The 19952-nt window shown below is 75.4% G+C and carries 19 protein-coding genes; 12 read left to right on the top strand and 7 right to left on the bottom strand.

The genetic code is table 11. From position 1 onward, the window contains the following. Window positions 1–9: 9 nt before the first annotated feature. Together AB0H83_RS40985 and AB0H83_RS40980 are read left to right on the top strand one after the other, a co-directional pair. Window positions 10–297 (top strand): acyl carrier protein, encoded by a 288-nt coding sequence (locus AB0H83_RS40985; protein WP_360105503.1) that lies wholly within the window; start codon window positions 10–12, stop codon window positions 295–297. A gap of 2 nt (window positions 298–299) precedes the next feature. Beyond that, entirely contained in the window at window positions 300–1094 is a 795-nt protein-coding gene (locus AB0H83_RS40980) for a 2-hydroxy-acid oxidase (RefSeq protein ID WP_360105500.1), read from the top strand. On the opposite strand, the gene AB0H83_RS40975 is transcribed toward AB0H83_RS40980, so the two are convergent. From AB0H83_RS40975 to AB0H83_RS40965, 3 genes are read right to left on the bottom strand one after another with little or no spacing between them, the layout of a single operon-like run. Further along, window positions 1067–1744: a 4'-phosphopantetheinyl transferase superfamily protein gene (locus AB0H83_RS40975; protein WP_360105497.1), complete on the bottom strand. Its 678-nt coding sequence runs from the start codon at window positions 1742–1744 to the stop codon at window positions 1067–1069. The two genes, AB0H83_RS40980 and AB0H83_RS40975, sit on opposite strands and share 28 nt — an antisense overlap. A gap of 2 nt (window positions 1745–1746) precedes the next feature. Then, complete coding sequence (locus tag AB0H83_RS40970; protein WP_360105494.1) at window positions 1747–3024, bottom strand: PLP-dependent aminotransferase family protein; 1278 nt, start codon at window positions 3022–3024, stop codon at window positions 1747–1749. Next, complete coding sequence (locus tag AB0H83_RS40965) at window positions 3024–4136, bottom strand: alpha-hydroxy acid oxidase (protein ID WP_360105491.1); 1113 nt, start codon at window positions 4134–4136, stop codon at window positions 3024–3026. The genes AB0H83_RS40970 and AB0H83_RS40965 overlap by 1 nt, the downstream gene beginning before the upstream one ends. Window positions 4137–4216: 80 nt before the next feature. Between AB0H83_RS40965 and AB0H83_RS40960 the strand changes: the two genes are divergently transcribed. The 5 genes from AB0H83_RS40960 to AB0H83_RS40940 are packed head-to-tail and all read left to right on the top strand — an operon-like array spanning window position 4217 to window position 9195. After that, window positions 4217–4900, top strand: a complete 684-nt coding sequence (locus AB0H83_RS40960; RefSeq protein ID WP_360105488.1) for an SGNH/GDSL hydrolase family protein — start codon at window positions 4217–4219, stop codon at window positions 4898–4900. Window positions 4901–4902: 2 nt separating this feature from the next. Beyond that, window positions 4903–5838, top strand: a complete 936-nt coding sequence (locus AB0H83_RS40955) for an alpha/beta hydrolase (RefSeq protein WP_360105485.1) — start codon at window positions 4903–4905, stop codon at window positions 5836–5838. Further along, window positions 5823–6701 (top strand): aminoglycoside phosphotransferase family protein, encoded by an 879-nt coding sequence (locus AB0H83_RS40950; RefSeq protein ID WP_360105482.1) that lies wholly within the window; start codon window positions 5823–5825, stop codon window positions 6699–6701. Before AB0H83_RS40955 ends, AB0H83_RS40950 begins: the two co-directional genes overlap by 16 nt. Then, the gene (locus AB0H83_RS40945; protein WP_360105479.1) at window positions 6698–6838 is read left to right on the top strand and encodes a hypothetical protein; all 141 of its coding nucleotides are present in this window, start codon (window positions 6698–6700) and stop codon (window positions 6836–6838) included. The genes AB0H83_RS40950 and AB0H83_RS40945 overlap by 4 nt, the downstream gene beginning before the upstream one ends. A gap of 29 nt (window positions 6839–6867) precedes the next feature. Beyond that, complete coding sequence (locus tag AB0H83_RS40940; RefSeq protein ID WP_360105476.1) at window positions 6868–9195, top strand: NB-ARC domain-containing protein; 2328 nt, start codon at window positions 6868–6870, stop codon at window positions 9193–9195. 257 nt (window positions 9196–9452) lie between these two features. Here the strand turns inward: AB0H83_RS40940 and AB0H83_RS40935 are convergent, their stop codons facing one another. Beyond that, window positions 9453–9944 (bottom strand): MarR family transcriptional regulator, encoded by a 492-nt coding sequence (locus AB0H83_RS40935; RefSeq protein WP_360105473.1) that lies wholly within the window; start codon window positions 9942–9944, stop codon window positions 9453–9455. Between the two features lie 55 nt (window positions 9945–9999). Between AB0H83_RS40935 and AB0H83_RS40930 the strand changes: the two genes are divergently transcribed. After that, window positions 10000–10953, top strand: a complete 954-nt coding sequence (locus tag AB0H83_RS40930; RefSeq protein ID WP_360105470.1) for an EamA family transporter — start codon at window positions 10000–10002, stop codon at window positions 10951–10953. A gap of 53 nt (window positions 10954–11006) precedes the next feature. On the opposite strand, the gene AB0H83_RS40925 is transcribed toward AB0H83_RS40930, so the two are convergent. Continuing rightward, window positions 11007–12083 (bottom strand): ROK family transcriptional regulator, encoded by a 1077-nt coding sequence (locus AB0H83_RS40925; RefSeq protein ID WP_360105467.1) that lies wholly within the window; start codon window positions 12081–12083, stop codon window positions 11007–11009. A 42-nt stretch (window positions 12084–12125) separates the two neighbouring features. On the opposite strand from AB0H83_RS40925, the gene AB0H83_RS40920 reads away from it, so the two are divergent. Together AB0H83_RS40920 and AB0H83_RS40915 are read left to right on the top strand one after the other, a co-directional pair. Beyond that, window positions 12126–13364, top strand: a complete 1239-nt coding sequence (locus AB0H83_RS40920) for an MFS transporter (protein WP_360105464.1) — start codon at window positions 12126–12128, stop codon at window positions 13362–13364. Between the two features lie 116 nt (window positions 13365–13480). Next, window positions 13481–14053, top strand: coding sequence for a hypothetical protein (locus tag AB0H83_RS40915; protein WP_360105461.1), 573 nt, complete (start codon window positions 13481–13483; stop codon window positions 14051–14053). Window positions 14054–14101: 48 nt separating this feature from the next. Here AB0H83_RS40915 and AB0H83_RS40910 read toward each other — a convergent pair whose 3' ends face one another. Continuing rightward, on the bottom strand, window positions 14102–16318 hold the full coding sequence (locus tag AB0H83_RS40910; protein WP_360105458.1) for a PAS domain S-box protein: 2217 nt from the start codon (window positions 16316–16318) through the stop codon (window positions 14102–14104). 82 nt (window positions 16319–16400) lie between these two features. Between AB0H83_RS40910 and AB0H83_RS40905 the strand changes: the two genes are divergently transcribed. Next, window positions 16401–17183, top strand: a complete 783-nt coding sequence (locus AB0H83_RS40905; RefSeq protein ID WP_360105455.1) for an SAM-dependent methyltransferase — start codon at window positions 16401–16403, stop codon at window positions 17181–17183. Further along, on the top strand, window positions 17180–18118 hold the full coding sequence (locus AB0H83_RS40900; RefSeq protein ID WP_360105452.1) for an RNA polymerase subunit sigma-70: 939 nt from the start codon (window positions 17180–17182) through the stop codon (window positions 18116–18118). Before AB0H83_RS40905 ends, AB0H83_RS40900 begins: the two co-directional genes overlap by 4 nt. 123 nt (window positions 18119–18241) lie before the next feature. Here AB0H83_RS40900 and AB0H83_RS40895 read toward each other — a convergent pair whose 3' ends face one another. After that, window positions 18242–19894, bottom strand: coding sequence for a trypsin-like peptidase domain-containing protein (locus AB0H83_RS40895; RefSeq protein WP_360105449.1), 1653 nt, complete (start codon window positions 19892–19894; stop codon window positions 18242–18244). Window positions 19895–19952 lie beyond the last annotated feature (58 nt).

Raw genomic sequence — 19952 nt, 5'->3', positions numbered from 1 at the left:
AGCCCCCACATGAGCGACACCACCACCACGATCGACCCGGAGCTGCGCCAGCAGGTCGTCGACACGATCTGCGAGCTGCTGCCGCGCGTGCTGAAGCGGGAGGTCTCCGGCGCCTCGGAGTCCACCACGCTCATGGACGACCTCGGCATGAGCTCCACCACCGGCCTGGAGCTGGTCCTCGAGCTGGAGGACAAGCTGGAGCGCGAGATCAGCGTCGAGGACATGGGCCGCGACAACTTCGAGACGGTCGGCAGCCTCGCCGACTACGTCGCCGGAAACCTGCTGCCGGAAGAGTGAGCATGCCCGTCGAAGACCGCTGGGGACTCCGGCGCGCAGTGTCGCGCCGGTACCCCGACCCGGCCGCCCTCGCCGCCGACACCGGGCACGCCGCCCGCCTGTCGACGTACCTCACGGACCTGCTCACGCCGCACGGGCTCGCCCTGGCCCCCGGCGCGCTCGACCCGGTGCGGGGGCAGTCCTACGGGGAGATGGCCGTGGAGCTCCTGCCGTCCTCACCGGTCGACCTGCTGGTGCTCGCCTACGACGTGCCGGACATCTCCCCCGGGCGGGCGGTCAGCACGTATCTGACCCACGTGTGCCCCGGCGAGCCGATGTCCTTCGCCGTGTCCGACCAGGGCCGCGCCGCCGCGTTCACGGCCCTGTCGCTGATGCGCACGTACGCGGCCACCCACCCGCGGGCGCTGCTCATCGCCGTCGAGCAGGCCGACCTGCCCTACGACCCGGGCGTGCCGGTGACCCTGCCGGCCGCTCACGCGGGCGTCGCGCTGCACCTGGACGCCTCCGCCGCCGCCGCGCTGACCTCGGTCATCGTGACCCCCGACGCGGACGCCACCCTGGATGCCACCCTGGATGCTCTCGACGGGCTCGACGCCGCCACCGTCGTGCTCGGCGGCGGGCTCGCCGCGTTCGCCGACGACGCGAAGGCCGACCGGGTCGTCCTGGCCGACCCCGCGCAGCCGATGACCGGCGTCTGGGCGTCCCTCGCCGGCCTCGACCTGGCCACCGCCGGCCGGATCGCCGTCGCCGACCACGACCCCGCCCTGCGCTACCTCTGCGTGGCCGTCTTCGGCTGACGTCCCAGGTCGTGCTGGGTGACGGTGAACGGCTCCTCGCCGGCCAGCGCGACCGCGGCCCGGAACCCGTCCGGCGCCACGAGGTCGTCGATCCGGAACGGCCCGTCGTGCTGCACCACCACCGGTGCCGGACCGGCCACCGGCGTCGCCAGGCCGCGGGTGAGGCGGGCGCCGGCGGCCTTCACCAGGGACTCCTTGCGGGCCCACAGCGCCGCGAAGCGCTCGTGGCCGCCGTCGCCGGTGACCAGGGCCGCCTCGCCGGGCGGGTAGAAGCGGCGGGCCATCGCCGCGCAGTCCAGGCCCGGCATGACCCGCTGCAGGTCGACGCCGACGGGGCGGCGGGCGGACACGGCCACCATGACCAGGTCGCCGGAGTGCGACAGGTTGACCTCGACGCCGGTGTACGGCCCGGTCAGCGACGGCTTGCCGTTGGCGTTGTGCGCCCACCGCAGCGCGTCCGGCGGGGCGTCCAGGACCGCGCCCACCAGGCCCCGGGTGACCGCGTGCGCCACCACGAACCGGCGCCGGTCGATCGGGTGCACGATGGTGGCGTGCCGGCGCCGCTCGTCGTCGTCGAGCAGGGCGGCCATCGCCGGCAGCGCGTCGTCGGGGACCCGCGCGTCGGCGAGCCACACTTCAACGAGGTCCACGCTCAGGAGGCGGCGTCGATGAGACCCGCGAAGCGGCGCACACCCTCCTCGATCTGCGCCGGCTCCAGGGCGCTGCACGACAGCCGGATCGCGTGGCTGCCGCCGCCGCCGTGGTAGAAGAACCGCATCGGCGTCCACAGCACCCCGTGCTCCCGGGCGGAGACCTCCAGCAGCTCCTCGGAGGCGTCGACCGGCACGTCCACCACCACGAAGAACCCGCCGCTGGGGCTGTTCCACCGCACCGCGGTCCCGGCGAAGTGCCGCTCCAGGGCACCCAGCAGCGTCTGCAGGTTGCGCCGGTAGAAGCGGATCTTCGCCTGGTTGGCGCCGCGGAGGCTGAACCCGCTGTCCAGCAGCATCCCGCCGACGACCGCCTGGGACAGCGCGGAGGTGTTGACGGTGAGCATGCTCTTCACCGTCGACAGCTCCTCGGCCAGCAGCGTGCGCCGGCCCGCGGCGTCCACGACCGGCTGGTCCGCGACCAGGAACCCGACCCGCACCCCCGGGAAGTAGGACTTGGCGAACGACCCGAGGTAGATGACGCGCTGCTGGGTGTCCAGGGACTTCAGCGTCGGGCGCGGCTCGTCGTCGAGGCCGAACAGCCCGTACGGGTCGTCCTCCAGGATCAGCAGGTCCGCCTCCTCCGCCACGTCCAGCAGCGCGCGGCGGGTCGGCACCGGCAGCGACACCCCCGACGGGTTGGCGAAGTTCGGCACCAGGTACAGCGCCTTCGGGGTGCGCCCGCCGGCCCTGACCTCGGCGGCCACCGCGGCGACGGTCTCGGGGCGCAGCCCGTCCGGCGCCTCGGGCACCGGCACCACCTCGATGCCGAGGATCCGGGCCGCGCCGGTGAAACCGACGTAGCACGGCTCGGCGGCGAGCACCACGTCGCCCGGGCCCGCGCACAGGCCGCGCAGGGCGATCACCATCGCCTCCTGGCAGCCGGCGGTCACCATGACCGCCTCGTCCGGGACGCGGATGTCCTCGTCGACGTCGAGCATCCGGGCGATGAGCCCGCCGATGTGGCCGTTGGTCCGCCCGTACTGGGTCAGCAGTGGCCGGCTCTGCGCGTCGCTCAGCCCCCGCTCCCGCAGGTGCGTCAGGTACGCCTGCAGGTGCTTGTCGATGTCGGCGACCGTGTGGAACTCGTCGAACGGCCGCCCCGCGGCGAGCGAGATCGCGTCGGGGAACCGGCCGGCGACCTCGTTGAGGAAGTTCATCGACGCGGACACCGGGTCGATGACCGACACGTGCAACGCTTCCCTGTGCAGCTCCACCATCACCGCTCGTCTCCTGGTCGGGCCCGCACCACCGACCGGTCCAGGCCGGCCAGGCTCGGGCGGCCGGCGAGCGCCATCGCGTGCGCCAGCTCCTCGGTCGTCGTGCGCAGCAGGCCCTCGACCCCGTCGGCGCCGCCGGCGGCGAGCCCCCACAGCGGCGGGCGGCCCAGCAGCACCATCCGCGCGCCGAGGGCGAGCGCGGTGAGGGCGTCCGTGCCGCGGCGGACCCCGCCGTCGAACAGCACCGGCAGCGCGGCGCCGGCGGCGTCGACGACCTCCGGCAGCGCGTCGAGGCTGGCGACGGCCCCGTCGAGCTGGCGGCCGCCGTGGTTGGACACGATGATCCCGTCGACGCCGTGCTCCACGGCTAGGGCCGCGTCCTCGGCGGTCAGGATGCCCTTGAGCACGATCGGCAGGCTGGTGCGCTCCCGCAGCCAGGCCAGGTCCGCCCAGGTGACGGCGGCGTCGAAGGACTGGGCGGCGTGCTCGGCGATCGCCGAGCGGCCCTCGTCGCTGTGGTGGGTCAGCGCCATGACCGCCGCGTCGATGTTGACCGCGGCGACGTCACCGCCGATCGCGAACCCGTTGCGCATGTCCCGCCAGCGCCGGCCGATGACGGGCGCGTCGACGGTGAGCACCAGCGCGCCGAACCCCGCGGCGGCGGCCCGGTCGACCAGCCCCGCCATCACCTCGCGGCGGCGGAACCAGTACAGGTGCAGCCACAGCCCGCTGCCGGCCGCCCCGGCGATGTCCTCGAGGGTGCGGCTGGCGAACACGCTCACCACGAACAGCGCGCCGGCCGCGCCCGCCCCCCGCGCCGTGGCGACCTCACCCTCGTCGTCCACCAGGCGGTGGTACGCGGTGGGCGAGACGCCGATCGGTGTGCGGTACCGCGTGCCGAACACCGACACGGCGGTGTCGACGGCGGACACGTCGGTCAGCACCCGCGGCCGCAGCCGGAACCGGTCGAACGCGGCAAGGTTGGCCCGCAGGGTGCGCTCGGTCTCGGCACCGCCCTCGATGAAGTCCCACACGTCCGGATCGACGAGCTCGCGGGCGAGCCGTTGATAGTCGGAGGCGGTCAGGACCGGCCCGGTCTGAGATCGTGTCACCGGCGCTCCATAGGCGGTAGCCTATCGGGACCACGCAACGACATGACATGAGCCGAAAGGCTTATATGCCCATCGATAGCATGCTGACCGCCGAGATGTCCGACCCGTTCTGTCTCGGCGACGGCGAGGCCGAGCGCCTCCTGCGGGACCACCCCTGGCACCGCTTCGCGATCCTCGGCGACAGCGTCGCCGAGGGCCTCACCGATCCGGTCGACGGCTACCACCCCCTGGCGTTCCCCGACCGGGTGCGGGTGGAGCTGGCACGGCACCGGCCCGCGCTCACGCACCGCAACCTCGGCCGGCGCAACCTGCGTGCCGCCGAGGTCCTCGCCACCCAGCTCGGCCCGGCGCTGGACTTCCGGCCCGACCTCGCGCTGGTCGTCTGCGGCGCCAACGACGCGATGCGCCCCGGCTACGAGGCCCGCGCCGACGCCGTCGACGCGACGCTCACCGCGCTGATCCGCCCGCTGCAGGACGCCGGCGCCACCGTGGTCACCGTGTCGCTGTTCGTCATGCCGCGGTACCCGCAGATGCCGGACTGGCTCGGCCCGGCGTTCTCCCGCCGGATGACCCTGCTCGGCCGCCGCACCACCGCCCTCGCCGAGGCCCTCGGCACCGTCCACGTCGACCTCGCCACGCACCCCGCCATCGCCACCGGTGACGTCCTCACCGGCGCCGACGGGCTGCACGGCAACGGTCGCAGCCACGCCATCGCCGCGGCGGAGCTGATCCGCCGCCTGTCCCGAGAGATCCAGGGAGCCTGACGATGCCACTCGACCCGCAGCTGCAGGCGATGCGCGACCAGCGCGAGCGCGACGGGGCCACCCCGCTGTACTCGATGACCCTCGAGGCGGCCCGCGAGGCCGACCTGGCCGCCATCAAGGCCGGCGGCGGCACCCCGGAGCCGGTCCACGAGGTCACCGACCACTGGATCGACGGGCCCGGCGGCGAGCTGCAGGTGCGCGTCTACCGGCCGTCCGGTGACCGGCCGCTGCCGGTGCTGGTCTACTTCTTCGGCGGCGGCTGGGTGCTGGGTACCATCGACACCGCCGACGGCATCTGCCGCACCCTCGCCAACAGCGCCGGCTGCCTCGTCGTCGTGCCCGGCTACCGGCTGGCGCCCGAGCACCCGTTCCCCGCCTCGATCGAGGACTGCTACGCCGCGGTGCGCTGGGTCGCCGACCACGCCGCCGAGCTCGGCGCCGACCCGGACCGCATCGCGGTCGGTGGCGACAGCGCCGGCGGCAACCTGGCCGCCGCGACCACCCTCATCGCCCAGGAGGCCGGCGACCTCACGCTCGTCGGGCAGCTCCTCGTGTACCCGAACACCGACCAGCTCGCCGACGACGATTCGATGCGCACCAACGACGACCCGTACCTGTTCAACCACCACTCCGTCGCGTGGTACCGCAAGCACTACCTGATCGACCCCGACGACGCCGAGAACCCCCTCGCCTCGCCGCTGCGCGCCGAGTCGCTCAAGGGTCTGCCCCCGGCGCTGGTCATCACCGCCGAGTACGACCCGCTGCGCGACCAGGGCGAGCGTTACGCCAAGCGCCTCGCCGACGACGCCGTCCCCGTCACCCTCGCCCGCTACGACGGCATGTCCCACGGCTTCTTCGCCATGGCCGGCATCGTCGACGAGAGCCGCGTTGCCCTTGCCCAGGCCGCCGCGCAGCTGCGGGCGTGGTTCGCATCCTGACCACCCTGCGGCGCAACGTGGCCGGCACGTGGGGCGCCGCCGGCGAGCGCTGGCTCGCGGACCTGCCCGGCCTGCTCGCCGGCCTGGCCGCCGACTGGGACCTCACGCTCGGCGAGCCGTACGACCTGACGTACCACTACGTCGCCGCGGTCCGCCGCGCCGACGGCACCCCGGCGGTGCTCAAGGCCGGCTTCGAGCTGTCGGCCGAGGCGGCCGCCCTCGCCGCGTTCGACGGCCACGGCGCCGCCCGGCTGCTGCGCGCCGACCCGGCCCGCGGCGCCCTGCTGCTGGAGCAGGTCTCCCCCGGCGACCGGCTGCGCGACCTCGTCCTCACCGGCGACGCGGCCGGCGACGCCGCGGCCACGGCGGTCCTCGCCGGCCTGATGCGCCGGCTGCACGTGCCGCCGGTGCCGGGCCTGCCCACCGTCCTGTCCCAGGTCGGGGCTCTGGACCGGCACCGCGGCGCGGTCCCGGCCGACCTGGTCGCCGCGGCCGCCGCGGTCATGCGCCACCTGTGCGCGTCCGCGCACCGCGAGGCGGTCCTGCACGGCGACCTGCACCACGACAACGTGCTGCGCGGCACCCGCGAGCCGTGGCTGGCCATCGACCCGCACGGCCTGGTCGGCGACCCCGGCTACGAGGCCAGCTCCATCTTGTTCAACCCCGACCCGGGCAACCGCGACCCGGCGCTGACCGCCCTCGTCCCGGCCCGCCTGCGGCAGCTGTCCGCGGCGCTCGGCGAGCCGGTCGACCGCCTCGCCGCCTGGGGCTTCGTCAAGGCGGTCCTGTCCTCGGTCTGGACCGCCGACGCCGGCGGCGACCCGGACCGCGCCCTGGACGTCGCCCACCTCCTGCGCCCGTGACGTCGCACGGCCGGACCGCGGCGCGCTCCGTGGCCTTCGTCGAGCGCTCGGCCCGCAGGATCCCGGCGGTCGCCGCGCTGACCGCCGACGACCTGATCCGCCTCGCCGGGTCCGTGCCGCTCGCCCGGGGTTGGTGACGCGGCGCAGGATCGGCGAAGATCGCTGCATGTGGAGTCGGTCGGGGATACTGCTGGCGGTCGTGTCCGGCCTGTTCTCCGTCCTGCTGGCGGTGGCCGTCAATGTCGCCACCGGCGGCACGCTGCCGGCCCCGCTGGACGAGGTGTCGTGGCTGGCCTGGCCCGCGGTCGGGATCCTCGGCCTGGCCGGTGCCGGGCTGGCGTTCTGGCAGCAGTCGGCGCCGCCGCCGGTGCGCGGGCCCGAGCCCGGCCCGCCGCCGCCCGGGCCGGCCCCCGCCCCCGCGCCCGCGGAGCTGCCCGCGGCGACCCCGCTGTTCGGCCGGGAGGCCGAGGTCGCCGAGATCGTCCGGGTGCTCAGCGGCGAGTCCCCGGTGGTGACCCTGGCCGCCGCCCCCGGCACGGGCAAGACGTCGCTGGCGCTCGGCGCCGCCCACGCGCTGCGGCCGCGGTTCCCCGACGGGCAGCTGTTCGCGACGCTGCGCGGCGCGTCCGCGGAGCCGGTCGCGCCCGAGGCGGTGCTGGGCCGGTTCCTGACCGCGCTCGGCGTGCCCGAGGACGAGCGGCGCGGCGGCACCGAGGAGCTCGCCGCACGGTTCCGCTCCGCCGTGGCCGACCGGGCCGTGCTGGTCCTGCTCGACGACGCCCGCGACGCCGCGCACGTGGCCGCGCTGCTGCCGGGCGGGGCCCGGTGCGCCACGATCGTCACCAGCCGGCGGCAGCTGACCGGGGTCGCCAACGCGCACGCGGTACCCCTCGCGGCGCTGCCCGAGGACGCCGCCGTCGAACTGCTCGAACGCGTCGCCGGGGCCGGCACGGTGCGCCGCGACCCCGACGGCGCGCGGGCGCTCGTCGCCGCCTGCGCGGGGCTGCCGCTCGCCGTGCTCATCGTCGCCGGCCGGCTGCGGGCCCGTCCGCAGTGGACGCCGTCGGCGCTGGCGGAGCGGCTCGCCGGCGAGCATCGGCGCCTCGACGAGCTGCGCCAGGGGGATCTGGCGGTGCGCTCGACGTTCCAGGCCGCGTACGCCGAACTGTCCGAAGTGGACCGGATGGTGTTCCGCCGGGCCGGGTCGCACCCGGGGCAGGTCTTCACGCTCGCCGCCGCGGCCGCCCGCGCGGGCGTCGACGAGGCGGCGGCGCAGCAGTCGATGGACCGGCTCGTCGACGCGTTCCTGGTCGAGTCGCCCGGCCCGGACCGCTTCCACCCGCACGACCTGCTGCGGCTGTTCGCCACCGAGACGCTGACCGCGCACGAGCATGCGGACACCTCGCAGCGCCTGCTCGCCTGGCTGCTGGGCCGGCCCGCCGCGATCGACGCCGCCGGGTTGCCCGCGGTGCTGGCCGAGGGCGTCGCCACGGGCCGCCACGGTGCCGTGCTGGCGCTCGTCGACGCCGTACACCAGGACGTCACCGACCCGTTCGACCGCGTCGCGATGTGGACGGCCGCCGCGGACGCCGCCGGCGCCGACCGGGTCGAGCGGGCCAGGGCGCTGCGCTGGGTGTCGCACTCGCTGACCATCGCCGGGGAGGTCCAGCGGGCCCTGCCGCCGGCGGACGAGGCCCTCGCCCTCGCCGAGGCGGCCGGCGACCGGTGGGAGACCGCCCAGACCCTGCGCCGGCGCGGCGAGGCGCTGCGGGACCTGCACCGCTTCACCGGGTCCGAGGCGGCGCTGCTGCGGGCGCTGGACCTGTTCGTCGAGCTGGGCCGCGCCGACGAGGAGGTGGAGGTACGCACCGCGCTGGGCACCCTGTACAACAACTTCCGCCGCCACGAGTTCAGCGTGCCGATGATGGAACGCGCCCGCGAGCTGCTGCCGGACGGGGCGCAGTCGCCGCAGGCCGGCTGGGTGCGCCTGGTGCTGGGCCTGGCGTACCGGTTCGCCGGCCGCCGGGCCGAGTCCGACGCGGTCGTCGCCGAGGTCCCCGCCATCGCCACCCGCGCCGGCGACGACCACCTGCTGGCGTACTACCACCAGGAGCTCGCCTGGACCGCCGAGAGCGACGGCCGCTGGGACGACGCCGAGCGCGGCTTCACGCAGATGCGCACCCTCGCCGAACGCGCCGGCAACGGCGCCGCCGCCGGCGGTGCGCTGCTCGGCCTCGGCCTCGTCGCCGAACGCCGCGCCGACCTCGGTACGGCCCTGCAGCGGTACCGCGAGGCCGCCGACCGCTACGCCCGCCTCGGCGACCGCGTCCGCGAGGGCGAGGCCCGGCTGCGCGTCGCCGCCGTCCTCAACACCCAGGGCGACGGCACCGCCGCCGTGGCCGAACGCGCCACCGCGGACGCGCTCATCGGCGACACCGAGTACCCGTGGGGCGAGGCCCTGCTGTCCCGCCTCCCCGACGCCCCAGGCACGTGAGCGCGGCGTCGTGCGCCTGGCCTGGCAACCGCGCGGTCGGTGCCGGCGACGGTCAGCGGCGGCGGTGCCCACGACAGCGGGCCCCGGCTTCGTGAGCCAGGGCCCGCCGACTGTGGCGCCGCTTGCCTCCGCAGTCGATAGGGCGGTACGGGGGCGAAGGGCTTCTCCTCACTGGGTGCCTCGCCCGGCGGCCGTTCAAACATCCACGGCCCGACTTATTTTGTCCACTGTGGACACCGATCCCAGGCGGGCGGGGGTCAGGCCTCCTCGGCGGCGGCCAGCAGCTCCCGCAAAAGGGCGGCGAGCTGGCGGCGGCGCGGCTCGGGGATCCGCTCGAGGACCTCCCGCTGCGCGGCCAGGCCCACGGTGACGGCCTCGTCGATGAGGGTGCGGCCGGCGTCGGTGAGCGTGACGACCAGGCCGCGCCGGTCGACGGGGTCGGGCGAGCGGGCCACGAGCCCGGCCCGCTCGAGGCGGTCGAGGCGGCCGGTCATCCCGCCGGAGGTGAGCATCAGCGACGCGGCGAGCGCCTTGGGCGACAGCTGGAACGGCGCACCCGCCCGGCGCAGCGTCGCGAGCACGTCGAACTCGCCCCGGTTGATGCCCAGCGCGCCGTAGACCCGCTCCTGCCGGTCGCCGACGATGCGGGCCAGCCGGTACACCCGGCCGAACACGGCCATCGCGTCGGTCTCCAGGTCGGGCCGCTCACGCCCCCACTGCTCGACGATCCTGTCGACGTCGTCCGCCATGAGCGCATCCTCTCACATCTTGCATCTAAGTAGCTTACTGCTAAGCTACTTAGTCATGAGGAACCTTGCGCTGGCCACCGCCGCGGCACCGGCCCTGTGGGGCACCACGTACCTCGTCACCACCGAGCTGCTGCCCGACGGCCGCCCGCTGCTGGCCGGGACGCTGCGCGCCCTGCCCGCCGGCCTGCTGCTGGTCGGGGTCGTCGCCGCGCTCGCCGGCCGCCGCGCCCTGCCCTCGGGCGTCTGGTGGTGGCGCGCGGCCGTGCTCGGCTTCCTCAACATCGGCCTGTTCTTCGCGCTGCTGTTCGTCGCGGCGTTCCGGCTGCCCGGCGGCATCGCGGCCGTGCTCGGCGCGCTCGGCCCGTTCGTGGTGGCGGCGCTGGCGTTCGCGCTGCTCGGCCAGCGCCCCGGCGCCCGCGTCCTGGCGGCCGGCACGGCCGGCCTGGCCGGGGTCGCCCTGCTGGTGCTGCGCTCCGGCGCCGCCCTCGACCCGCTCGGCCTCGCCGCCGCGGCCGCCGGCATGGTGTCGATGTCGCTCGGCACCGTCCTGGGCCGCCGCTGGGGCACGCCGCCCGGCCTGCCCGACCGCCGCACCGCCCTGCTGGCGCTGACCGGCTGGCAGCTGACCGTCGGCGGCCTGCTCCTCGCCCCGGTGATGCTCGCCGTCGAGGGCCTGCCGCCGGTGCTGACCTGGACGAACGCCGCCGGGTTCGGGTACCTGTCGCTGGTCGGCACCGCCGGGGCGTACTTCCTGTGGTTCCGCGGGGTGACGGCGCTCGCCCCGGCCAGGGTCAGCCTGCTCAGCCTGCTCAGCCCGGTCGTGGCCGCCGCGCTCGGCTGGCTCGCCCTGGGCCAGTCCCTGTCGCCCGGCCAGCTCCTCGGCGCCGCCGCGATCCTCGCCGCCGTCGCCGTCGGCACCCGCACCCCGGCGGTCCCGGCCGCGCCGCCGAAACCCGCCGCGCCGCCGGAGCCCGCCGCGCCGGTGCTGCCGGTGCCGGCCGGGCGGTAGCGCCCCGGCCGACCGCGCGGGACGGGTGCGACGGCGCGGTCCTGGACCGAGCCTCAGAACGATGCCCGGACACCCATCGTCGACGGGATGCCGTACGCGGCGTCGAGGACCTGCATGGCGGCGCCCGCGGCGATCACGTCGGCGCCGAGCTCGGCGAGCGTGACCGACACGTCCTGCCAGTGCGAGCGGGGGATCGCGGCGCGGGTGGCGTGCTCGTACACCTCGGGATGGCGCAGCAGGTCGGCGCCGGCGAGCACGACGTGGTTGACGTCGGTGGTCCGCAGGAGGTTGACGATGCCGGTGGCGAGCACCTCCGCGGCGGTGCCGAGGCGACCGGCCGCCACGGCGGTGTCGTGCAGGATCTCCAGGCACCCCGACCGCCCGCAGACGCAGCGCGGGCCGTCGAGCTGCACGACCGTGTGGCCGAACTCGCCCGCGTTGGTGTGGGCGCCACGGTACGCCGCGCCGCCGAGCCACAGCCCCGCGCCGATCCCCGACTCGACCATGATCAGGGCGCCGTCACGGAACGTGGGCCCGCGCCGCCACGCCTCCGCCGTCACGCCGGCCGTGACGTCCTTGTCCAGGTGTACGGGCACCGCCAGCGCCTCCTGGGCGAGCTGCCGCAGCGGCACGTCGTGCCAGTGCCGCAGCCGGTGCGCGTCGTGGACGATGCCGGCGGCGTGGTCGAGCGGCCCGACCATGCCGATGCCGACGCCGACGGGGTCGCCGCCGGTGCGGTCCGTGTCCCGCCGGATCGCGTCGAGCAGCTGGCCGGGGGTGAAGTCCGGCGGCAACGGTGTGACGGTCGAGGCGAGCACCGTGCCGGCCAGGTCGGTCAGGACGGTGCGCAGCGTCCGGCGGGCGGCGTGGATCCCGACCGCGTGCCGGCTGCCGGGCACGAGCCGGTAGATGCTGGCCGGCTTGCCGACGCCCTGCCGGCGCACCCCGCAGATCTCGACGAGGCCCTGCCCGGTGAGGCGGCCGAGCACCTTCGACACGGCCTGCGGCGTGAGGCCGGTCGCCTCGGCGACCCCGGCCCGGTCGAACTCGGCCCTGGTCCGGGCGAGCGCGACGACGAGGGACTCGTTGTAGTCCCGCAGGTGCTCCAGGTGGGCGCCGGGCGTGTCCATGCCCAAATTCTATTACGCAACAGCGTTGCTAAACTGCTCGGCATGGACCACCTCACCGCGTCCCGGCGCTGGACGGCGCTGCTCGCCCTGTCGCTGGGCGGCTTCGCCATCGGGCTCACGGAGTTCGTCGCGATGGGGCTGCTCCCCGACATCGCCCGCAACCTGCTGCCGTCGCTCTACGAGCAGTCCAGCGCCAGGGCCGTCGCCCGCGGCGGCTGGATGATCACGGTGTACGCCCTCGGCGTCGTCGCCGGCGCCCCCACGATCGCCGCGCTCACCGCCCGGGTGCCCCGCAAGCGGCTGGTCGTGGGCCTGCTCGCCCTCTTCGCCGCCGGCACTGTCGCCTCCGCGCTCGCGCCCACGTTCGAGCTGGTCCTCGTCGCCCGGTTCGTCGCGGCCCTGCCCCACGGCGCCTACTTCGGCGCCGCCGGCCTGCTCGCCGCCGCGATCATGGGCCCCGGCAACCACGCCAAGGGCTTCGCGGTCGTCCTCGGCGGCCTCACCGCGGCCAACCTCGTCGGCGTCCCGGCCATCACCAGGCTCGGCCAGGCCGCGGGCTGGCGCAGCGCGTACCTGGTGATCGCCCTCATGTTCGGGCTCACCCTCCTGGCCGTCGCGGCCACCGTCCCGGCGGTCGCCGCGGCCGTCGACGGCTCGCCGCGCGCCGAGCTGGCCGCCTTCCGCGCGCCGCAGGTCTGGCTGGTCGCGGCCGTCGCGGCGCTCGGCTTCGCCGGGTTCTTCGCCATCGACAGCTACATCGCCCCGGTCACCACCCACGTCGCCGGCCTGTCCACCGGCGCCGTGCCGTGGGTCCTCGTCGCCGTCGGCCTCGGCATGACCGTCGGCAACGCCGCCGGCGGCTACTTCTCCGACCGCAACCTGCGCCGCAGCATCCTCGGCGGCTTCGGCGGGTTCATCCTGGCCATGGTGGTCTTCGCGCTGGTGTCCGGCACCCCGGTCGGCCTGTTCGCCGGCGCGTTCCTCATCGGCGCCAGCGGCCTGTTCCTCGCCCCCGCCATGCAGTCCCGCCTGATCGGCGTCGCCCCCACCGCCCAGCTCATGGGCGCCGCGGTCAACCAGTCGGCGATGAACCTCGCCAACGGCCTCGGCGCCGCCCTCGGCGGCCTGGTCATCGCGAGCGGCTGGGGGTACGTGGCGCCCACCTGGGTCGGGGTCGCGCTCGGCGTGGTCGGGCTGGCCCTGGCCGCGGTGAGCTTCGGCCTGGAGGACCGGACCGCCCGGCGCGCGGCGGGCCGCGAACCCGCCCTCACCGCCCGCTGACCCGCCGCGGGCAGCCGGGCCCCGGGCATCGCGGCGCGGCGAGCGCCCCGGCGGCGCCGGGTCCGGCAGGCGCCCGATCGCCGTGCCCGGCCGGTTGTACGCTGCCACGGCTGGAGGTGGACGTGTCGGAGTCGGTGTCCGTGACCGCGGCGGTCTCGGTGACGCTGCCGCGCCTGCGGGCGTACCTGCACGCGCCGGCGGCGCGGGCGGCGGGCTGGACCCCGGGGCAGTGGGCCGGTCTGCCCGGCGCGGACCCCGGCGAGCTGCCCGCCGCCGTCGCGGAGGCCGACCGGTGGCTCGACGGCGACGCCGCGACGGTGCTGCGGGAGCTGGCCCGCAACGACGAGCTGACGCTGCGGTACGACGAGGCCACCGGCTCCCTCGCCGCCGGCGTCGCCGCCCGCGCGGACTTCCGGCTGCCGGCGCTGGTCTGGGCGGTCACGGTGTTCCGCGGGCTCGCCGCGTTCATGGCGGGCGACGACCAGGGTCTGGTGACCGTGAGCGCCGACTGGAGCGACGACAGCGTCCTGCTGCACCTCACGCCGGGCCACGCGGCGCTGCTGGACCGGGGCCGGGACGCCCGGGCGATCGCCGAGGCGCGCAGCCGGGCGATCGGCATCGAGGCCACGGCGCAGGACGCCGGCGACGACCCGGCCGGCGACGTCATCGACCGGCTGCTGGACCGCTGACGCCGGGGCCGGCCTGCTCGCGGCGTCCGCTGAGCGCCGCCCCGGGCGTCACGGCGTCAGCTGCTCAGCGACCGCCGCGAGCAGGTCGGCCCCGGTGAAGGGCTTCTCGACCAGGTGGACGCCCGGGTCGAGGATGCCGTTGCTGGTCAGGACCGGCTGGGCGTAGCCGGACATGAACAGGACCCTGGTGTCCGGCCGGGCCTGCCGGAGCCGTTCGGCCAGCACCCGGCCGAGCATCCCGGGCATGACAACGTCGCTGAGCAGCAGGTCGATCGGGCCCTCGTGGGCGGCCGCGACCTCCAGCGCGTCGGCGCCGTCGGAGGCAGCGAGCACGGTGTACCCGCCGCGGCCGAGGATGCGGGTGGTCACCTCGCGCAGCGCCTCCTCGTCCTCGGCGACGAGCACCGTCTGGCCGCGGCCGGCCGCCGGCTCCGGGCCGGTGCTGCCGGCCACGGCCTGCGGCTCGGCGTCGGAGGCGGGCAGCAGGATCGTGATGGTGGTGCCGAGGCCGGGCTCGGAGTACAGCTTCACGGTGCCGCCCGCCTGCACGACGATGCCGTAGACGGTGGCCAGGCCCAGGCCGGTGCCCGCGCCGCTGGGCTTGGTCGTGAAGAACGGCTCGAACGCCTTGTCCTGCACGTCGCGGGGCATGCCGGTGCCGGTGTCGGAGACGCGCAGCCGCACGTACAGGCCGGGCTTGAACCCGTCACGGGTCAGCGGATGGTCCTCGTCGACGGTGACGGTGCCGGTGTCGACGGTGAGCCGGCCGCCCTCCGGCATCGCGTCGCGGGCGTTGACGGCGAGGTTGACCAGGACCTGCTCGAGCTGGCCCGGGTCGGCGACCACCGACGGCAGCCGCTCGGCGAGGGCCGTGTTCAGCTCGATGTGCTCGCCGATGGACCGGGTCAGCATCTGCTCGACCTCGGCGATGACCCGGTTGACGTCCAGCGGCACCGGCCGGATCACCTCCCGCCGGGCGAAGGCCAGCAGCTGGTGGGTGAGGTCGCTGCCGCGCTGCCCGGCCCGCAGGATCTGCCTGGCGTCCTCCTCGAACGGGGTGCCGGCGCCGTCCTCCACGATGAACTCGGCGTAGTTGAGGATGACGGCGAGCAGGTTGTTGAAGTCGTGCGCGACCCCGCCGGCGAGCTGGCCGAGGCTCTCCAGGCGCTGGGTGCGCTGCAGGCGGACCTCGTCCATCTGCCGCTGCGCCTCGGCGCGCAGCCGCTCCTGCTCGGCGCGGGCCGCGATGCGTTCGGTGACGTCGCGGATGCCGGCCAGCTCGATGACGCCCTCGTCGGTGCGCAGGACGCTGTGGGTGATGTCGACCGGGACAAGGGTGCCGTCACGGTGCCGGGCCGCCGGGCCGGACCAGCCCTCGGCCTGCGCGCCGTCCGGCAGCAGCCGCCGCACCGGCATGTCCAGCAGGTCGTAGCGGGGGTAGCCGAACAGCCGCTCCGCCTGGGTGTTGACCAGCGCGACCCGGCCGGTCTCGTCGATCCCGATGAGCGCGTCGGGCGCGGCGTCGATGACCGCCTGCATCTGCGCCTCGGCGCGCTCCCGCTCGCTGATGTCGCGGGTGGTGGTGGTGACCCCGATCGTGCTGCCATCGGGCGCGGCGAGGGGCGACACCAGGATCGACACGGTGAAGACGGTGCCGTCGGCGCGCAGCCGGACCGTCCGGTACGGGTCCACCCGGCCACCGGCCGCGACGATCGCCCGGATCTCCGCCTCGTCGGAGCGGCGCGACGGCGGGATGATGAGGTCCTTCGACCGGCCGAGCATCTCCCCCGCGGTGTAGCCGTAGAGGCGCTCGGCGCCCGGGTTCCAGGACAGCACCATCCCGTCGAGGTCGGTGGAGATGATCGCGTCGTGCGAGGACTGCACGATCGAGGCGAGCAGCGACCGGGCCCGGTCCACCCCGCTCTGCGCGCTCAGGTCGTGCAGGACGGCGACGAGGTGCCCCTCGACGACCGACAGCGTGATCTCGACCGAGAACAGGGTCCCGTCGCGGCGGATCGCACGCAGCGGCTGCCCCTGCCGCCGGTCGGGGTGGCTGGCGCTCAGGTACGCGCGGACCCGCTCCACCATCGGCGGGTTCACCGGCGGCACGAGCACGTCGACGGAGGCGCCGACGAGCTCGTCGTCGCCGAACATCGCCCGCGCCGCGGCGTTGGCGAACACGATCACCCCGTCGCCGTCGCTCACCACGATCGCGTCCGGCGCCACCTCGAGCAGCCCGATCGCGAGCGTCTCCGTCCACCGCACCTGACCGCCCCCGCACGTCTGCGCCTATACTTAGAGTAATGTGACAAAAACGGACAGTTGCCAAGTTTCGGAAAGCGGTGTGATGAGCGTCGACCCGAACCGCCCGAGCGCCGCCCGGATCTACGACTACTTCCTCGGCGGCACGCACAACTTCGCCGTGGACCGGGAGGTCGCCGAGCGGGCGTTCACGCTGGTGCCGGACCTGCCGCAGGTGGCCCGCGACAACCGCGCGTTCCTGCGCCGCGCCGTGCGGCTGGCCGCGTCCCGCGGGGTGCGCCAGTTCATCGACATCGGCTCCGGGATCCCGACCGAGGGCAACGTCCACGACGCAGCCCTCGCCGCCGACCCCGACGCCCGCGTCGTGTACGTGGACGTCGACCCGACCGCGGTCATCCACTCCCGGCAGATCCTCGGCGACGACCCGAAGACCCTGGTCATGCAGGCCGACCTGCACCAGGCCGACCGGATCCTGCAGGACCCGTCGGTGCGCGCCCTGGTCGACTTCAACCAGCCGGTCTGCCTATTGTTGGTCGCGATGCTGCACTTCATCCCGGAGTCGACGGACCTGCACGCCGCCCTGCGCCGGTACCGTGACGCGGCCGCCCCGGGCAGCCTGCTGGCGATCTCGCACGGCACCGCCGGGTCCCGCACCGGGCAGCTGGAGGACCTCGCCACCCTGTACGTGCGCACCGGCACGCCGCTGGTGCTGCGCGACCGGGCCGCGATCCTCGCCCTGTTCGACGGCTGGGAGCTGCTCGATCCAGGGCTGGTCCAGCTGCCGCTGTGGCGCCCCGACCCCGGGGACCCGCCGGTCGAGGACCCCGACACCTATGCCGGCCTGGCCGCGGTCGGCGTCCGGACGTGATCTCCGGGCCGGAGCTCGACGCGCACCGGGTGGAGCTCACCGGGTACTGCTACCGCATGCTGGGCTCCGCCGCCGACGCCGAGGACGCGGTGCAGGAGACCATGCTGCGGGCGTGGCGCGCCGCCGGCCGGTACGACGAACGCCGCGCGAGCCTGCGCACCTGGCTGTTCTCGATCGCCACCAACGTGTGCCTGGACGCGCTGCGCGCCGCCGGCCGCCGCGCCCTCGCCGTCGACCTCGCGCCCGCCGGCACGGTCGGCGGCGGCTTCGGCCCGCCGCTGCCGGAGTCCGCGTTCGTCGGGCCGGTCCCCGACGCGCTGGTCCTGCCCGCCGGCGGCGACCCGGCGGAGCTGGCGGTGCGGCGCGAGACGATCCGGCTGGCGTTCGTCGCGGCGCTGCAGGTGCTGCCGGCGCGGCAGCGCGCGGTGCTGATCCTGCGCGACGTCCTGGCATGGTCCGCGGCGGAGGTCGCCACGTTGCTGGAGACGACGGTCGCGTCGGTGAACAGCGCCCTGCAGCGCGCCCGCGCCGCCCTGCCGTCCGGCGCCCGGGTCCCGCGACCCCGGGGCGCCGCGGAGCTGGACCAGGCGCTGCTGGACCGGTACGTCCAGGCGTTCACCAGCCACGACGTCGACACGCTGGTGTCGCTGCTGCACCAGGACGCGACGATGTCGATGCCGCCGTTCTCGTGGTGGCTGTCCGGCCGGGACGCGATCGCCGCGACCATGCGCGCCTCCGACGCCTGCCGCGGCGACGTGCTGCTGCAGGTTCGGGCCAACGGCGGTCCGGCGTTCGGCCAGTACCGCGACGGCCGGCCCTTCGCGCTGCTGCTGCTCACCGGCGGACCCCTGATCACGTCGTCGGTGGTGTTCCTGGGCCGCGACGACCTGTTCCCGCTGTTCGACCTGCCGGCGAGCCTGGTCCCCTCGGCCTAGCGGCCGGTTGCCGGCGCTTCGGGCGGGTCGGCGTCGAGACCCTCGGAGCGGCGCGGGCCTGAGCAACGCAACGGCCCGCGCTGTGGCGAGCGCGGGCCGTTGCGGCGAAAGGGAAAACCGCTGTCAGGGAGACTCACCCAGCGTCACGGTGACCTGCTGCTCGGCCCCGTTGCGCTGGATGGTCATCGTGAGCCGGTCGCCGACCTTCGCGGCCTGGACCGCGTTGATGAGGTCGGTCGCGCCGTTGATCGGCGTGTTGCCGATCTTCGTCACCAGGTCGCCGGTCTTGATGCCCGCCTTGTCGGCCGGCCCGGCGGCCACCACCCCGCCGATCAGGGCGCCGTTCTGCCCGTCGCCCAGCTGCACGCCCAGGTACGGGTGGCTGACCTTCCCGCCCTTCGCCAGCTGGTCGGCGGCGGACCGGGCCCGGTTCGCGGAGATGGCGAACCCGACGCCGATGTTGCCGTTGCTGTCCTGCCCGGCGGTGAGGATCGCGGTGTTGATGCCGACGACCTCGCCGGCCAGGTTCACCAGCGCGCCGCCGGAGTTGCCGGGGTTGATCGCCGCGTCGGTCTGGATCGCGTCGGCGATCGACTTCCCGCCCTGCTCCCCCGAGCTGATCGTGCGGTGCAGCGCGCTGACGATGCCGGCCGTCACCGAGCCCTGCAGGCCCAGCGGGCTGCCGACGGCCAGCACGGTGTCGCCGACCCGCAGCGCGTCGCTGTCGCCGAACTTCGCCGCGGTCAGCCCCGACACGTTCTGCGCCTTGATGACCGCGATGTCGCCGGCGGGGTCGGCGCCGACGAGCGTGGCGCTGGCCGTCTTGCCGTTGCTGAACGTCACGGTCAGCTTCGTCGCGCCCGCCACCACGTGGTTGTTGGTGATGATGGTGCCGTCGGCGGTCATGATGACGCCGGAGCCCTCACCCTCCCCGGTCGTGATGTCCACGACGCTGGGCAGGACCGCCTCGGCGACCGCACCGACCGACGACCGCTCGAGGTTCGGCGCGGCGTTGCGGGTGATGACCGTCGTCGGGCCGTCCCCGGACTTGGCGAAGTTGGTCGCGACCAGCCCGCCGCCGAACGCCGAAACGACCGCGATGGCGACCGCCGCCACGATGAGCCCCGCGACCCTGCCGCCACGCACCGGCTGCGCCTGGCCGTAGCCGGGCTGTGGCGTCGGCCCGTAGCCGGGCTGTGGCGTCGGCCCGTAGCCGGGCTGGGCGGGCGCGTTGCCGTATGCGCCGTGGTAGGCGTGGTGTCCGGTGTACGGGTGGCCGTTGGTGCTGTGCTGGCCGGTGTACCCGGGCTGCCCGCTCACCGGCCCGGGCGCGGTGACCGCCGGGAAGGCCGCCGTGGTCGACCCCGACCCCGACCCCGGCGCGCCGGTGGCCGGGCCGTGCGCTCCCGTGACCGGGCCGTGCGCGCCGGTGCCGGGGATGCCGGTGGTCGGGCCGGCCGCGGGCGCTCCCGAGGCCGGGAAGCCGCCGGTCCGCTGCGTGGCGGGCCAGGTCGGTGTCCCCGGCGCGGGCGGGAACGGCCCGGCCGGCACCTGCGCGGTCGAGCCCGCACCCGGCCGCGGCTCCCCCGCCGGACGCGCCCAGGCAGGACTCTCCGATGGCTCGGCCGGCGCGCCGGCGGGCGACGGAACTGGAAGCTCGGAAGTCCCCGGCGAGCCGTGCGCCCCCGGCGAACCCTGCTCACCCGGCGGCTGGCCAGGCGTCGCGGGTCGTGCGGCGGTGGGCGGTGCGCTCCACTGGCGATCCTCGTCACTCATGATGTCCACCTTGCACAGCGCACCTCCGCCCAAACTGGACTTATCCTGGGAACTCCCC

The sequence above is a fragment of the Dactylosporangium sp. NPDC050688 genome (assembly GCF_040654515.1).
GTDB lineage: Bacteria > Actinomycetota > Actinomycetes > Mycobacteriales > Micromonosporaceae > Dactylosporangium.
The sequence above is the reverse complement of the archived record's forward strand: the minus strand, read 5'-3'. Positions and strand labels throughout refer to the sequence as shown.